This window comes from Mycobacterium sp. SMC-4, from assembly GCF_050205565.1.
GTDB lineage: Bacteria > Actinomycetota > Actinomycetes > Mycobacteriales > Mycobacteriaceae > Mycobacterium.
In genome coordinates this window covers 113,154-128,459 of record NZ_JBNMQU010000003.1, presented here as the reverse complement: position 1 = coordinate 128,459, position 15,306 = coordinate 113,154, and the positions used below count along the sequence as shown (strand labels likewise).

The following is a 15,306-nucleotide window of genomic DNA, read 5'->3' as shown; positions in this document are numbered from 1 at the left end:
TAGTCGAGGAGCGTGGATCAGACGAAGGCACCTCTCCTCGACGCACTGGCCGACTACCACCGCAGCGAACGGTACGGTTTCAGCCCGCCCGGTCACCGCCAGGGCCGCGGCGCCGACGAACGCGCGCTCGCGATCCTCGGCAAGGATCCGTTCCGCGACGACGTGCTGGCCTCCGGCGGACTGGACGATCGGATGTCGCGTGGCGGCTACCTGTCGGACGCTGAAGACCTGATGGCCGAGGCTGTCGGCGCGCAGAGCACGTTCTTCTCCACGTGCGGCAGCTCGCTGTCGGTGAAGGCCGCGATGATGGCCGTCGCCGGCGGTCACGGCGGCGGACTGTTGCTCGGCCGCGACAGCCACAAGTCGGTGGTGGCGGGGTTGATCCTGTCCGGTATGCAGCCGCGCTGGGTCACCCCGCAGTGGGACGCCGAGCGGCACTTCTCCCATCCGCCCTCGCCGGAGCAGGTCGCTCAGGCGTGGGAGAAATATCCTGACGCCGCGGGTGCGCTGATTGTCAGTCCCAGCCCGTACGGCACATGCGCCGATCTGGAAGGCATCGCCGAGGTGTGCCACCGCCGGGGCAAGCCGCTGATCGTCGACGAGGCCTGGGGCGCGCACCTGCCGTTCCACGAGGATCTGCCCACCTGGGCGATGAACGCCGGCGCCGACGTCTGCGTGGTCAGCGTGCACAAGATGGGCGCTGGTTTCGAGCAGGGCTCGGTGTTCCACATTCAGGGCGACCTCGTCGATCCGGTGAAGTTGTCGAAGTGCGCTGACCTGCTGATGACGACGAGTCCGAACGTGATGGTGTACGCGGCACTTGACGCGTGGCGTCGGCACATGGTCGAGCGAGGACACGACCTGCTGGGTGCGGCGCTCGAGCTTGCCGAGGACGTCCGCGCGCGGATTGAGGAGATCCCGGACATCGAGGTGCTCGACAGCGAGTTGCTGGGCGAACAGGCCTCCCATGACCTCGACCGATTGCAGGTGCTCATCGACATCGAAGCGACCGGTACATCGGGCTACCAGGGCGTTGATTGGATGCGGGAGCATTGCATGCTCGATCTCGGCATGAGCGACCATCGGCGCATGTTGGCAACCATGTCGTTCGCCGACGATCGGCACACCACCGGTCGGCTGTTGGACGCGCTGGCGTCATGGCGGTCTGCCGCAAGGGATTTCGAGCCACCGCCGAAGATCGCGCTGCCGTCGCCGGAGGAGCTACAGCTCGAGACCGTCATCGCACCACGCGACGCGTTTTTCGGCGCCACCGAGATAGTGTCTGCCGACAAGGCGACGGGACGCGTTGCGGCAGAACAGATCACGCCGTATCCGCCCGGCATCCCGGCGGTGGTGCCCGGGGAGCAACTCAACGATGCGGTGATCGACTACCTGCGTTCGGGGGCCGCGGCCGGAATGACACTGCCTGACGCGACCGACCCCAAGGCGAAGCACTTCCGAGTGGTCGCCTGAAGCTGGCATTCGATGGCGGCGCCATCAGTCAAGCCACCCGGTTGTCGGGTGGTGCGGGCCCGCCGGGTTCATCGGGATCGTCGGTGGCGGCGGCGGGCGGCTCGGTGCCCGGCTCGGTGCCTGGCTCGGCGTCGCTGGCCCCATTACCGTCGGGGGGCGGCTCGGTGTCCGGCCCCGGGTCGGCCTCCTCGGTGCCGTCGACGATCGCCCCAGTCTCTCTGTCGCTCAAGGTTTCTGGTCCGTCGGATGGGCGGAGGAGTCGTTCGGGTTGGTGGTAGTAGTTGACGCGGGCCTGGCCGGTATCCAGCTGGGGTGGTGGGATCCATTCGACTTCGCAGCGGTCGTTGATTCGGGTGCTCCAGCCGCCCTCGTCGACGCTGCGGTTATCAGATCCGCAGGCCAGGGCGAGTTCGTCGACGTTGGTGTTGCCGCCCTTGGAGTAGTCGGCCGACCCGTGGTGGGCTTGGCAGCCATAGGCACTCACGGTGCAGCCGGGTTTGGTGCAGCCGCCGTCACGCGCGATCAGCATGATCCGCTGCGCCGGTGAGGCTATCCGTCGGGTGCGGAACAGATTCAGCGCGGACCCGGTCGCGCGGTCGAACACCGCCAGGTAGTGGTTAGCATGCGAGGCCAGCCGGATCACGTCCTTGATGGGCATGATGGTGCCGCCGCCGGTGCTGCCGACCCCGGCCCGGGACTCCAAATCCTGCAGGGTGGTGCGGATGATCACCAACACCGGCAGACCGTTGAGTTGACCGAGCTCACCGCTCATCAACGCGATACGCCCGACCGCGACCAGCGCGTCGTGCTGACGCTGGGCCAGGCTGCGGTAATCGGTGTCGATCTGGGCCTGCGACGGAGTGCCCGAGGTACACGGCTGCGGGTCGTCGGGATTGCACATCCCGGGTGCGGCGAACTTGGCGAAAATGGCTTCCCACACCGCCCGCGCCTCGGGCGTCAAGTCCCCGTTGATAGCGCTCATTCCATCGTCGCGCTGCTTACCCAGCGTGATCCCGCGTTTACGGGCGCGTTCCGTGTCATCAGGCTCGGGGCCGTCCTGATCCAACAGAAACAGAACCCGCTCAGCGACGTCATGCAGTTCCTTGGGCCCCACCCCGGCCGCGGTGCGCACCAAATCCACCTCGATCTGCTCACGGGTGGCCGTGTCGACGAAACCCGGCAACCGATCAACAGCCCGACGGATCACCTCGACATGCTCACCATTGATCAACCCATGGGCCTGCGCAGCCGCAGTCGCCGCCAACACCGGCTCCAAAGCGGGCCCGATCAAGGACTGCCGCGGCGCCAACACCGCGGCTTCAGCCAACCGTCGGCGCGCCTCACGCGCCGAGATGCGCCACCGCACGGTCAACACTTCTTTCCACGACTTGGCCCCCATCGACTGCGGTGTCGCCTCGGCCTGCAACCGGGCCAGCAGACGGTGACTCATCGTGGGCAACTGACACCCCAGCGCCTCCAGCTCATCGAGGGCGCCAACCAGCTCGGGTCGGGTCAACAAATCCACATCACAGGCGGCCACCTCCTCAAATGCAGCACGCAACACCGCAACCGCGGCCTGCAAATCCCCACCCGACATACTTCGAACATACATTCGACCACCGACAAAAAATCGGCGGTCGAAGGGGCGATCAGACACTCGGCGCGACCGTAGAGAGCACCGCGACAACCCACTGACCGTTTATTGTTCCCAGACCACCTCGTCGGGTGACTTGTCCGGCCGCAACCCGCGCCAGCTGGCCTGCCGCAGGCGACCATCGGAGGTGCGTTCGCTGTAGCGCACCTCGCCGACGAGTTCCGGCCGCACGAACGTCACTCCCTTCGCGTCCTGGGTAGGAAGCCTGGCGGCAAAGGGTGATTCCTTGGTGTGCAACGGCTTCAGGGTCTTCTTGAGGTCGGCGAGCGCCTTGTCGGTGAAGCCGGTCCCGACGCGTCCGACGAACTCCAGCCCGTCCGGTCCGGGAATGCCGAGCACCAGCGCTCCGATGCCGCTGCTGCGGCCGCCCTCCCCTTGCCGCCACCCGCCGATCACGACTTCCTGGGTGTTCCACAGTTTGTCTTTGATCCACGCCGACGAGCGTCTGCCGGGCTGATAGGTGGAGTCCCACTTTTTGGCGACGACGCCCTCCCACTTGCGTTCGCGGGCGTGTTCGAGCGCCTCTGGTCCGTCGCCGTCGAGCAGGTCGGGGACGATGAGAGCTCCGCCCACAGCCAAGGTTTCGAGAATCTTCCGGCGGTCGCGGTACCTGGCCTTCAGCAGCCATCGACCGTCCAGACGCAGGACGTCGAACGCCCAGAACTCGATGCGGGTGGCGCGGGCTCGGTTCTGCATCTGACCGAAGCTCGGCACGCCTTTCTCGTCGAGCGCGACGATCTCTCCGTCGAGCAGCACGTGGTGGTCGGCGAGATCGGCTGCCAGCGCCTGCAATTGGGGATACTCAGCGGTGACGTCGCGGCCGCTGCGCGATTTGAGGCACAGCTTGCCGTGGTCGGCGTCGACCAGGAGCCGGTAGCCGTCCCATTTTCCTTCGAAGGCCCATTGTTTGGCCGTGTACTTCTCGACCGATCCGTGGCTGGCGAGCATCGGCGCGAAGTCCTCGAAGGTCGGATTGGCCTGATCCTTCATCCGGTGCGCGAGCCAGTTCTTGCCGTCGGTCTGGATCAGCGCGTACCGTCCGTCGATCTTGTTGCCGTGCAGGGTGACGATCACCTCGCCGCCCTTGGCCGGACCGTCCGGTGGGTGGTCGTTGAACTTCTCGGTCTCGTACGTGCCGGTGTCCCAGATGGTCATGTCGCCGCCGCCGTACTCCCCTTTGGGGATGGTGCCGTGGAAGGTGAGGTATTCGAGCGGATGGTCCTCGGTGTGCACGGCGAGCCGGTTCTCGGCAGGGCTGTCCGGCAGGTTCTTCGGCACCGCCCAGCTCACCAGGACGCCGTCGCGTTCGAGACGCAGGTCGTAGTGCAACCGACGGGCGTGGTGCTCCTGGATGACGAAGCGGTCGTTGTTGCCTACCACCGGCGGCCGGGGCGGAACGGGCTCCGGTGTCTTCGCGGGGTTGCGCATGCTGCGGTACTTGGTCAGCCGGTCTTCGACGGGGACCTTCTCGTCGAGATCGGCAAGCAGGTCGCCGAACTGCTCGACGCGTTCCAGCACCTCGTCGAATCGCAGATGCCGCAAGTCAGGGTCGGCGATCTCGTCCCAGGTGCGCGGCGCGGCGACGGTCGGCTCGTCGCGGCCGCGCATCGAGTACGGCGCGATGGTGGTTTTGTTGCCGTTGTTCTGGCTCCAGTCCACGAACACCTTGCCGTCGCGCAGGCTCTTGGTCATCGTCGCGGTCACCTGCTTGGGCATGGTCTTCTCGAGCTGCTGGGCCACCCGCCTGGCGAGCACGGAGGCGCCCTGGCTGCTGATCGGCTCGTCGAGGGGCACGTAGAGATGCAGTCCCTTGCTGCCGCTGGTCAGCGGATACACCGTCAGTCCCATGCCGGTGATCAGGTCGCGCACCTCATGGGCAACCTCGCACAGCTGGCGGAAGGTGACGCCGTCGCCGGGGTCGAGGTCGAACACGACGCGGGTGGCCGGGCCGGGCTGGAGGTCACCAGGTTCTCCGACGAACCGCCACTGCGGGACATGCACTTCCAGGGATGCCTGCTGCGCGAGCCAGGCCAGGCCTTCGCGGGTGTTGATCAGCGGGTAGGTAGTGGTGCCGGATTTGTGCACGATCGTCCCGCGGTCCAGCCAATCGGGAGCGGAGCTGGCCAGCTGCTTCTCGAAGAACTCCAGCTCGCCGACGCCGTTGGGCCAGCGCTTCCGCGTGACGGCGCGCCCGGCGACGTGCGGCAGCATCGCCTCGGCGATATCGACGTAGTACTCGAAGACCTCGGCTTTGGTGGTGCCCGTCGCGGGGTAGAGCACCTTGTCCGGATTGGTCAGCCGCACCCGCCCGTAGTGATCCACCACGTCACGGTATTACCCGTTACCGGACCGCAGAAGACACCTAGTTCAGGCGTTCACCGGTCTGCGGGTGGAACAGGTGCACGGCCCCATCGGGGTGACGACGCAGCTTCACCGAGTCCGCCAGCCTCGGTGCGGTGCGCGGATTGCACCGGGCCACCAGCTCGACACCGGAGCCCGGACCCGCATGGGTGTATACGTAGGCCTCGCTGCCGAGGTCTTCGACCAAGTCCACGACGACGTCGACGCCACCGTCGGTCGAGAGTTCGAGCTGTTCGGGCCGGATGCCGAGGGTGACCTCGCGAAGGCCCGCGTCGCTGACCTTGTTGATGTCCTCGCGTTCCAGCTCGATCGTCGAGTCACCGATCTTGACGCCGTCCGCGGTGACCGGCACGGTCACCAGGTTCATCGCCGGGGATCCGATGAAGCCGGCGACGAACGCGTTGGCCGGCCGATCGTAGAGTTCGTTGGGCGACGCGAACTGCTGCAGCTTTCCGGAGCGCAGCACGGCGACGCGGTCGCCCATCGTCATCGCTTCCACCTGGTCGTGGGTGACGTAGACGGTGGTGGTGCCCAATCGCCGTTGCAGAGCCGCGATCTGCGTGCGCGTCTGCACGCGAAGCTTCGCGTCGAGGTTGCTCAGCGGCTCGTCCATGCAGAACACCTGCGGCTCACGCACGATCGCCCGACCCATCGCGACGCGCTGCCGTTGTCCGCCGGACAGTTTCGCCGGTTTGCGGTCCAGGAACTCGGTGAGGTCGAGGATCTTGGCTGCTTCCTCCACCTTGCGGCGCCGTTCATCGGCCGACACCCCGCGCAGCTTCAACGCGAACCCCATGTTCTCGGCGACCGTCTTGTTCGGATACAGGGCGTAGTTCTGGAACACCATCGCGATGTCGCGGTCCTTGGAGGGCACGCCCGTCATGTCCTTGCCGCCGATCTCGATGGAGCCCTCGTCGATGTGCTCCAAACCGGCGAGCATGCGCAGCGCGGTGCTCTTGCCCGAGCCTGACGGACCCACCAGCACCACGAACTCGCCGTCGGCGATGTCGAGGTTCAGCGAGTCGACCGCGAGTTTGTCCGACCCCTCGTAGATGCAAGAGGCGTTGCGGTAGGTGATCGTTGCCATCGTTACTCCGTCTCGTTGGGTGTCGGGCTATTTGATTGCGCCGAAGGACAGGCCGCGCACCAGCTTGTTCTGTGCGAACCAGCCGCACAGGATCACCGGGACCGCCGCCATCGTGGCGGCCGCCGACAACACCGCCCAGTACTGGCCCTCGCCGGCGATGAACCCGACGAGGTACACCGGCATCGTCTGCGCGTTCACGGCGGTGAGGTTGACCGCGAAGAAGAACTCGTTCCATGCGAAGATCACGCAGATCAGCGCGGTCGCCGCGATACCCGGTGACACGAGCGGCAGGATGACCTCGCGCACGGTGCGCCACATACTGGCCCCGTCGAGGCTGGCCGCCTCGAGCAGCTCGCCGGGCACTTCCAGGAAGAACGACCGCATCATCCACACCGCGATCGGCAGGTTCATCGCGGTGTAGAGGATGACCAGTGCCCAGATGTTGTCCAGCAGACCGATGTTGGACACGATCACGTACAGCGGCAGGATCACCGCGACGATCGGCAGCATCTTGGTGCTCATGAAGAAGAACAGCGCATCGGAAGTCTTGCGCACCGGCCGCAGCGACAGCGCGAACGCCGCGGGTACCCCGAGCAGCAGCACGAGCACCGTCGAAATGCCGGTTGCGAACAGCGAATTCAGCATCGCCGGACCGATCGCCTGATCGAACACCTCACCGAACTGGTCGAGCGTGGGGGTGAAGAACAACGTCGGTGGACTGGTCGCCGCGTCGGACTCCTGCTTGAACGCCGTGAGGATCATCCAGAACACCGGAAAGAAGAATCCCAGCGCGGCCAGCCACGCCACCAACCCCCACGGGCTGAACTGCCGACTCTTCTTCTGCGGCTTGGCAACGGATTCGGTTGTCTGTGCGTCATTCTCGACAGCGGTGGTGCTCACGGTCAGGCCGCCTCTTCTTTTCCGGTGAACGATTTGAAGATCAACCGCAGCGCAAAGCTCGCGATGATCAGCGTGAAGACGACCACCACGACGCCCATGGCCGCGGCTTGGCCCATGTCGAAGCCCAGGAACGCGCGCTGGTAGATGTAGAACGGCAGGTTCGCGCTGGCGATGCCCGGGCCGCCCTGCGTCATCATGTAGATCGCGTCGAAGGTGTTGACCAGATAGATCGCTCCGAGCACCACGCCCAGCTCGATGAAGCGCCGAAGGTGCGGCAGCGTCAGCTCGCGGAAGAGCTGGAACGCACCCGCCCCGTCGACTCGACCGGCCTCGAGGATGTCGCGCGGCATCGACTGGAGGCCGGCGAGGATCAGCAGCATCATGAACGGGGTCCACTGCCAGATCAGCACCACCATGACCATGGTCAGGGGGAACTGCCCGATCCAGTCGACCTTGCCGACCCCGACCAGCGAGAGCAGCCAGTTCAGGATGCCGTTGTTGGGATCGAGGATGGTGGTCTTCCAGATCAGCGCCGCAGCAACAGGTGTGACCAGGAACGGGGTGATCAGCAGGGTCCGCACGATGCCCCGGCCCAGGAACGCGCGGTCGAGCAGCAGCGCCAGGAGCAGTCCCAGGAACGCCGAGACCAGCACCACGCCGACGATCAACACGACGGTGTTGACGGCGACCGACCAGAACTGGCTGTCCTTGACCACCGCCACGTAGTTCTGCAGGCCGACGAATTGCCGTGAGCCCGGCCGGACCAGGTTCCACGACAGCGTCGAGTAATACAGCGTGAACACGAACGGAACCTGGGTGACGATGATCATGAAGATCAGCGCCGGCAGCAGCGGTCCTCGCCGCCGCCATCCTTCGGCGCGGCTGACGCCGACGTCCTGACGTTCCTTGATCTTTCGGACCCGTTCGGCGACGTCTTGCGCGTCGGCGCCGGTTCCGAGGGCTGAGCTGTCGGAGGCGACGGTCATGAGTTCTCCTGATAGGTGCGGCCGACGACCTCGGCGTACTGCTGGGCCTGGGCCAGTGCCTCGTCCACCGACTTCTGCCCGGCGATCGCGGCGCTGATCTGCTGGCTGACGCGGGTGCCGAGATCCTGGAACTCGGGGATCCCGACGAACTGGATGCCGGTGTACGGAACCGGTTGCACGGTGGGCTCATCGGGCGTCGCGTTCTCGATCGACTGCAGCGTCAGCGGCCCGTAGGACTGCGAGATCTTCTCGTATTCAGGCAGTTCGGTGTAGGTCGAGGTACGACTACCGGGTGGGACGCGGGCCCAGCCGAGCTTCTCCCCCACCAGCTTCATGTAGTCCTTGCTGGTCATCCACGAGATGAACTCCCATGCGCCGTCGGGGTTCTTGGCGCCCTGCGGGATTCCCAACGCCCAGGTGTAGAGCCAGCCGGCGTTCGGCTTCTCGACGATCGGCGCCGGCAGGTAGCCGATCTTGCCGACCAGTTCCGGGTAGGACTGCGGGTCTTCGAGCACCGACACCGCCGAGGTGGCGTCGTACCACATCGCCGTCTGCCCCTGTCCGAACAGGTTGGCGCACTCCTGGAATCCCGTCGACGCCGCGCCCAGCTCACCGGACTCGTTGATCAGGTCGACGTAGAAGTTGACGGCCTTCTTGACCTCGGGGCTGTCGAGCTGCGCGTTCCACTGCTCGTCGAACCACCGGCCGCCGAACGTGTTGATCACCGTGTTCAGCGGGGCGAGCACTTCGCCCCAGCCGGGCTTGCCGCGCAGACAGATTCCGGCACGGTCGGGCGTCTGCACCTTGGCCGCCCACTCGGCTACCTCGGGCCAGGTGGGCTGATAGTCAGGGCTCTGGTCGACGGTGATGCCCGCTTGCTCGAAGAGGTCCTTGCGGTACATCAGGAAGGACGACTCCCCGTAGAACGGGACCGCATACATGTCACCTTCGTGCGACAGCGACTCGCGCAGCGACGGGATGAAGTCCTGTTCGTCGTATCCCGGTGTCTGCGCTGCGTATTCGCTGAGGTTGCGCAGCCAGCCGTCGCGCGCCCACTGGGGAGTCTCGAAGTTGCTGATCATCACGACGTCGAACTCACTACCACCCATCGCGGTCGACATGGTGATCTTGGCGCGGGCCTGGTTCTCCGACAGGGTGATGAATTTCAGCTTGGTGCCCGGGTTCTGCGCCTCGAAATCGCTGGACAGCTGCTGCGCATCGGTCATCTGGGAGTTCGAGACCAGGGCGATGGTCACCTGATCCTCCGATGCGCCCAGGCTGCCGGCTCCCGAGCATCCCGCCGTGAACGTCAGCCCGGCCGAGGCGATGCACGCCGCGATCCGGCGTAACACATGTCCAGTCATCCGATGACCTCTCTTTCCGGCGACGCCTACTGCGTCAGCAGCCAACGCGCACAATCGATGTCGCACACCAGTAGTCGGGCCAGACCTCCGCGCAGAGCGGCCAGAGTGGCGGAATGCTTGGCGGATCCGGACGAAATCAGCAGCGTCCGCGCGCACGCGCGGACATCCTCCAGCGGGACCGACACCGCGCGGTCCTGCAATTCACTGTCGACGGGGCGGCCGTCGGCGTCGAAGAACCGGCCGCCGATTTCCCCGACCGCTCCGAGCGACACCAGCTCGTCGAGCATGCGGGTGTCGAGAAAGCTGCCCTCGAACAGGGTGGTCGACGTCGACACCGCTCCGACACCGAACAGCATCATGTCGGCGCGTCGGCCGGCCTCGAGGGTGCGGGAGATCATGGAGTCACTGCGCATCGACGCGACGGTGGAGGGGTCGGCGTACAGCGGTGCGGGCAGACGGATGGTCTCGGCGCGCAGCGTATCCGCGCAGCGACTGAGGAACAGTTCGACGCCGGTCTGGTATGCCGCGCTGGACATCGAGCCGTCGAGCTGGACCACCGCGCGACAGGTCGCCACTCCGGGAGCGAGCGCGGTCGCCACCGCGACCTGCTCGGGCCCCCAGGTGAAGCCGAGGACGTCGTCGGGCTGCAGCCGGCGCATCAGCAGGGCCGCGGCGGCGCGTCCGACACTGGCGAACGCGGCCGGGTGGCCCGGACCGCCGACGTCGACCCCGTGACCGACGACCACGACCTCGGTCAATCTGAACCGTTGCTCGAGATCGCGCTCCTCCTCCGCGTGCAGGTCGTCGCGCAGATCGGGGGGCACCACCACCTCGATGCGGACCAGCCCGCGCGCCTTGGCGCGTGCGACGAGGCGACCGGCGGTGGGACGCGAGACGCCGAGTCGTGTGGCGATCTGCGCCTGGGTCAGCCCGTCGAGGTAGTACAGCGTCGCAGCGCGCAGTGCGAGTCGGAGGTCTTCAGGCTGGGCGCGGTTGGGGGTCGCAGCGCTGTCGACGCTCGACACCGTCATGGCCACACCACCTCACATCCACCGTGAGCATATGCTCACGGTCCCGTTCAGATGCTCATGACGGTAGCATGACGGTGTGACGCAGACAACATCCCTTCCGGAAGGCCAGATGCGGGCCGCCGTACTGGTCGCTCCCGAGACGATCGAGATGCAGGAGCGGCCGGTGCCCACCCCGCAGGCCGGTGACGTGCTGGTGCGGGTGTCGTCGGTCGGCGTGTGCGGCTCGGACACCCACTACTACCGGCACGGACGGCTGGGATCGTTCGTGGTCGAGTCGCCGCTGGTGCTCGGGCACGAGGCGGCCGGCACCATCGTCGGCGTCGGCGCCGGCGTGGACTCCGCACGCATCGGCGAGCGGGTGTCGATCGAACCGCAGCGGCCGGACCCCGACACCGAGGAAACCCGACGCGGGCACTACAACCTCTGCCCGCACATGCAGTTCTATGCGACGCCACCGATCGACGGCGCCTTCTGCGACTACGTCACCATCGGCGCCGGGTTCGCCCATCCCGTCCCCGACACCGTGTCCGACGATGCCGCCGCACTGTGCGAGCCGCTGTCGGTCGGCATCGCCGCCATCCGCAAAGCCGGCGTCGGCGGAGGCCACCGCGTCTTCATCGCCGGCGCCGGGCCGATCGGGATCGTCATCGCCCAACTCGCGCACGCATACGGCGCCACCGAGATCATCGTCAGCGACCCCGACGAGGCACGCCGGCGCCAGGTACTCGGCTTCGGCGCCACCTCGGTGCTCGACCCGACCGACGGCCCGCCCGGCGACCTCGGTGTCGACGCGTTCATCGACGCCTCCGGAGCGCCGTCGGCGGTGTCAGCGGGCATCCGGACCGTCCGCCCGGCCGGCTCGGTGGTGCTCGTCGGCTCCGGCGCGGAGACCATGGAGTTGCCCACCCAGGTGATCCAGAACCGGGAACTCGTCCTCACCGGCATCTTCCGCTACGCCAACACGTGGCCCACGGCGATCGCACTGATCGAGTCCAAGCGCGTGGACGTCGACGCGATGGTGACCGCCCGGTTCCCGCTCGAGCAGGCCGCCGAGGCGCTGAACGCCGACCGCACACCGGGTAGCGTCAAAGCGGTGGTGAGAGTCTCATGAAGCTCGACGCGCACACGCTCGCACAGCTCGATGTCGCCAAGCCGTCCTATGACCGCTCCGAAATCTCGATCGGTATCGTGCATTTCGGCGTCGGCGGATTCCACCGGGCACATCAGGCGATGTACGTCGACCGTCTCCTCGAACAGGGCAAGGCGCGTGAATGGGGCATCTGCGGAGTCGGCCTCCTGCCCGGCGACCGCCGGATGGCCGAGGTGATGGCCGCCCAGGACGGGCTCTACACACTGTTGCTCGAGAACCCCGACGGCACCCGGGAGGCCCGGGTGATCGGCTCGATCGTCGACTACCGCTACGGCCCGGACGACCCCGAGGGCGTGATCGAGATGCTCGCGGCACCGACGACCCGCGTCGTCTCTCTCACCATCACCGAAGGCGGCTATCACCTCGACGCGCTGCCGGAAGTGAGCGTCTTCGCTCTGGTCACCGAGGCACTGGCGCGGCGCCGTGCGCGGGGCGTCACCGCACCGACCATCGTGTCCTGCGACAACATCGAGGGCAACGGCGACGTCGCGCGGACCGCGTTCACCGCCTACGCCGAACGCACCGATCCCGGACTGGCCGAATGGATCGGCATCCACACCCGCTTCCCCAACTCGATGGTCGACCGCATCACCCCGGTCACCACACCAGGTGTAATCAACACTGTGGCAGCAGAATTCGGGATCGATGACGAATGGCCGGTGGTGGCCGAGCCGTTCACCGCGTGGGTACTCGAAGACTCGTTCACCGACGGCCGGCCGCCACTCGACGACGTCGGTGTCCTGCTGGTCGACGACGTGACCCCCTACGAGCTGATGAAGCTACGTCTGCTCAACGCGGGCCACCAGGCGCTGTGCTACTTCGCATATCTGTCCGGATACCGACTGGTCCACGACGCGGCAGGTGACCCGCTGTTCGCCGACTTCCTGCGCCAGTACATGGATTCCGAGGCCACGCCGACCCTGCGCCCGGTGCCCGGCATCGACCTCGACGACTACAAGCGCACCCTGATCGAGCGGTTCGCCAACCCCGGCGTACGGGACACCATCGCACGGCTGTGTTACGGCAGTTCCGACCGTATCCCCCAGTGGCTGCTACCGGTGGTCAGAGAGAATCTGAAAAGCGGTGCGCCGGTCCGGCTCTCGGCCGCCGTGGTGGCCAGTTGGGCCCGGTATGCCGAGGGCGTCGACGAACGAGGCGAGCCGATCGACGTGCAGGACTCGCGCGCCGAAGCGCTGATGCCGCTCGCCAAAGCGCAGCGCGAGAACCCCACCGCCTTCATCGAGTACCGCGACCTGTTCGGCGATCTCGCCGAACAGCAGCGGTTCGTGGAGGCCTACACCTGGACGCTGGATTCGCTGCACCGGGTCGGGGCGCGGGCCACGCTCGAAGAACTCGTCTCCGGGACGGCGTCATGACCACCGGGCGCGCACTGGTCATCGGCGAGGCGTTGATCGACATCGTGGAAGGCGCCGGCCGTCCGACCCGCGAGCACGTCGGCGGCAGCCCACTGAACGTGGCCGTCGGGCTGTCCCGCCTGGGCCGCGACGTCGACTTCCTGACCCACATCGGCACCGACGACCGCGGTCGACGCATCGCCGACTACGTCGGATCGTCTGGCGCCAAGCTGGTTTCGGGCAGCACCACGGCCGCGCGAACAGCCACGGCACGGGCGGTGCTCGACCGGTCCGGCTCGGCCACCTACACCTTCGACATCGACTGGCAGCTCAGCGGAATCCCGGAGGTCCCCCCGCCGTTGGTCGTGCACACCGGTTCCATCGCGACCGTGCTCGAACCCGGATGCCTGGCGGCCAAGGCTCTGGTCGACGCCTATCGGGTCTCGGCCACCGTCACCTTCGACCCGAACATCCGTCCGGATCTCATCAAAGACATGGACGTGGCACGTTCGCGCGTCGACCGGCTGCTGGAGAAGGCCGACGTCGTGAAGGTCAGCAGCGAGGATCTGTACTACCTCGATCCGACACGCACTCCCGAGCAGATGGCCGCGGCGTGGTTGGCACTCGGGATCTCGGTCGTCGTGGTGACGCTCGGGCGTTACGGCGCCCTGGCGATGTGTGCCGACGGCACGGTGCGGGTATCTGCGCCAGATGTCGAGGTGGTGGACACCGTGGGAGCGGGTGATGCGTTCATGACCGGCCTGATCGACGCGTTGTGGTCGATGGATCTGCTCGGTGGGCAGCGCCGAGACCGTCTCGCGGCGATCGAGACGGACGCGTTGAACAGCGCGGTCCGGGCCGCCACCCTGACCTCGGCGCTGACGGTGATGCGCGCGGGCGCCGATCTGCCCGACCGTGTCACCCGCGATCGGGCCGCCGCATCGGACATACTGGGCTGATGCGGTCCATCTGGAAGGGCTCCATCGCTTTCGGCCTGGTGAACGTCCCGGTCAAGGTCTACAGCGCCACCGAGGACCACGACATCAAGTTCCACCAGGTCCACGAGAAGGACAACGGACGCATCCGCTACAAGCGGGTCTGCGAGGTCTGCGGCGAAGTCGTCGAGTACCGCGACATCGCCAAGGCGTACGAATCCGACGACGGTCAGACGGTCATCATCACCGACGACGACATCGCGACGCTGCCCGAGGAACGCAGCCGCGAAATCGAAGTTCTGGAATTCGTGCCTGCCGGCGATATCGACCCACTGATGTATGACCGGTCGTACTTCCTTGAGCCTGAAGGAAAGTCGTCGAAGTCCTACGTGCTGCTGGCCAAAACACTGAAGGAGACCGACCGGATCGCGATCGTGAACTTCGCGCTGCGCAACAAGACCCGGCTGGCGGCACTGCGGGTCAAGGACTTCAGCAAGCGCGACGTCATGATGGTCCACACGCTGTTGTGGCCCGACGAGATCCGCGACCCCGATTTCCCGGTGCTCGACAAAGAGGTCGAGGTCAAGCCGGCGGAACTGAAGATGGCCGGCCAGGTCGTCGATTCGATGACCGACGACTTCAACCCCGACCGCTACCACGACGACTACCAGGAACAGCTGCGCGAGCTCATCACGGCGAAACTCGAAGGCGGCGAGGCGTTCACCACCGAGGAACAACCTCAGGAGCTCGACGAGACCGAGGACGTCTCCGATCTGTTGGCCAAGCTCGAGGCCAGCGTGAAAGCCCGCAAGGAGCAAGGTTCGTCGCGCTCCTCGAGCAAGTCCGACGACTCGGATGACGACGACTCCGACTCTGACGACTCTGATGACGGCGACTCGGACTCTGATGACGACAAGCCGGCCAAGAAGGCACCGGCGAAGAAGTCCGCGGCCAAGAAGGCCCCCGCGAAGAAGTCCGCGGCCAAGAAGGCACCGGCCAAGAAGTCTGCG

At 66.4% G+C, this 15,306-nt stretch carries 11 protein-coding genes and 1 pseudogene; 5 read left to right on the top strand and 7 right to left on the bottom strand.

Annotation, left to right across the window (positions count from 1 at the left end; all coding sequences use genetic code 11):
* Positions 1–12: 12 nt before the first annotated feature.
* Entirely contained in the window at positions 13–1,473 is a 1,461-nt protein-coding gene (locus ACQI46_RS07380) for an aminotransferase class I/II-fold pyridoxal phosphate-dependent enzyme (protein WP_427093322.1), read from the top strand.
* Between the two features lie 28 nt (positions 1,474–1,501).
* On the opposite strand, the gene ACQI46_RS07375 is transcribed toward ACQI46_RS07380, so the two are convergent.
* The 7 genes from ACQI46_RS07375 to ACQI46_RS07345 form a co-directional block, all read right to left on the bottom strand.
* Entirely contained in the window at positions 1,502–3,085 is a 1,584-nt protein-coding gene (locus tag ACQI46_RS07375; protein ID WP_427093321.1) for a DUF222 domain-containing protein, read from the bottom strand.
* A gap of 87 nt (positions 3,086–3,172) precedes the next feature.
* The gene (locus tag ACQI46_RS07370; protein WP_427093320.1) at positions 3,173–5,452 is read right to left on the bottom strand and encodes an ATP-dependent DNA ligase; all 2,280 of its coding nucleotides are present in this window, start codon (positions 5,450–5,452) and stop codon (positions 3,173–3,175) included.
* 37 nt (positions 5,453–5,489) lie between these two features.
* Entirely contained in the window at positions 5,490–6,575 is a 1,086-nt protein-coding gene (locus tag ACQI46_RS07365) for an ABC transporter ATP-binding protein (RefSeq protein WP_427093319.1), read from the bottom strand.
* A gap of 27 nt (positions 6,576–6,602) precedes the next feature.
* Entirely contained in the window at positions 6,603–7,475 is an 873-nt protein-coding gene (locus ACQI46_RS07360; protein WP_427093318.1) for a carbohydrate ABC transporter permease, read from the bottom strand.
* 2 nt (positions 7,476–7,477) lie between these two features.
* On the bottom strand, positions 7,478–8,461 hold the full coding sequence (locus ACQI46_RS07355) for a carbohydrate ABC transporter permease (RefSeq protein WP_427093317.1): 984 nt from the start codon (positions 8,459–8,461) through the stop codon (positions 7,478–7,480).
* A complete protein-coding gene (locus ACQI46_RS07350; protein WP_427093316.1) occupies positions 8,458–9,825 on the bottom strand; it encodes an ABC transporter substrate-binding protein in 1,368 nt (455 codons plus the stop codon). The genes ACQI46_RS07355 and ACQI46_RS07350 overlap by 4 nt, the downstream gene beginning before the upstream one ends.
* A gap of 26 nt (positions 9,826–9,851) precedes the next feature.
* Complete coding sequence (locus ACQI46_RS07345) at positions 9,852–10,856, bottom strand: sugar-binding transcriptional regulator (RefSeq protein ID WP_427093315.1); 1,005 nt, start codon at positions 10,854–10,856, stop codon at positions 9,852–9,854.
* A gap of 109 nt (positions 10,857–10,965) precedes the next feature.
* Here ACQI46_RS07345 and ACQI46_RS07340 point away from each other — a divergent pair, with 109 nt between their 5' ends.
* From ACQI46_RS07340 to ACQI46_RS07325, 4 genes and pseudogenes are all read left to right on the top strand, one after another.
* Entirely contained in the window at positions 10,966–11,967 is a 1,002-nt protein-coding gene (locus tag ACQI46_RS07340) for an NAD(P)-dependent alcohol dehydrogenase (protein ID WP_427093583.1), read from the top strand.
* On the top strand, positions 11,964–13,382 hold the full coding sequence (locus ACQI46_RS07335; protein WP_427093314.1) for a mannitol dehydrogenase family protein: 1,419 nt from the start codon (positions 11,964–11,966) through the stop codon (positions 13,380–13,382). Before ACQI46_RS07340 ends, ACQI46_RS07335 begins: the two co-directional genes overlap by 4 nt.
* Positions 13,379–14,320, top strand: a complete 942-nt coding sequence (locus tag ACQI46_RS07330) for a carbohydrate kinase family protein (RefSeq protein ID WP_427093313.1) — start codon at positions 13,379–13,381, stop codon at positions 14,318–14,320. The genes ACQI46_RS07335 and ACQI46_RS07330 overlap by 4 nt, the downstream gene beginning before the upstream one ends.
* Positions 14,320–15,123 (top strand): annotated as a pseudogene (locus ACQI46_RS07325) (Ku protein); the annotation flags it as partial. The gene ACQI46_RS07330 and the pseudogene ACQI46_RS07325, both read left to right, overlap by 1 nt.
* Positions 15,124–15,306: the final 183 nt, after the last annotated feature.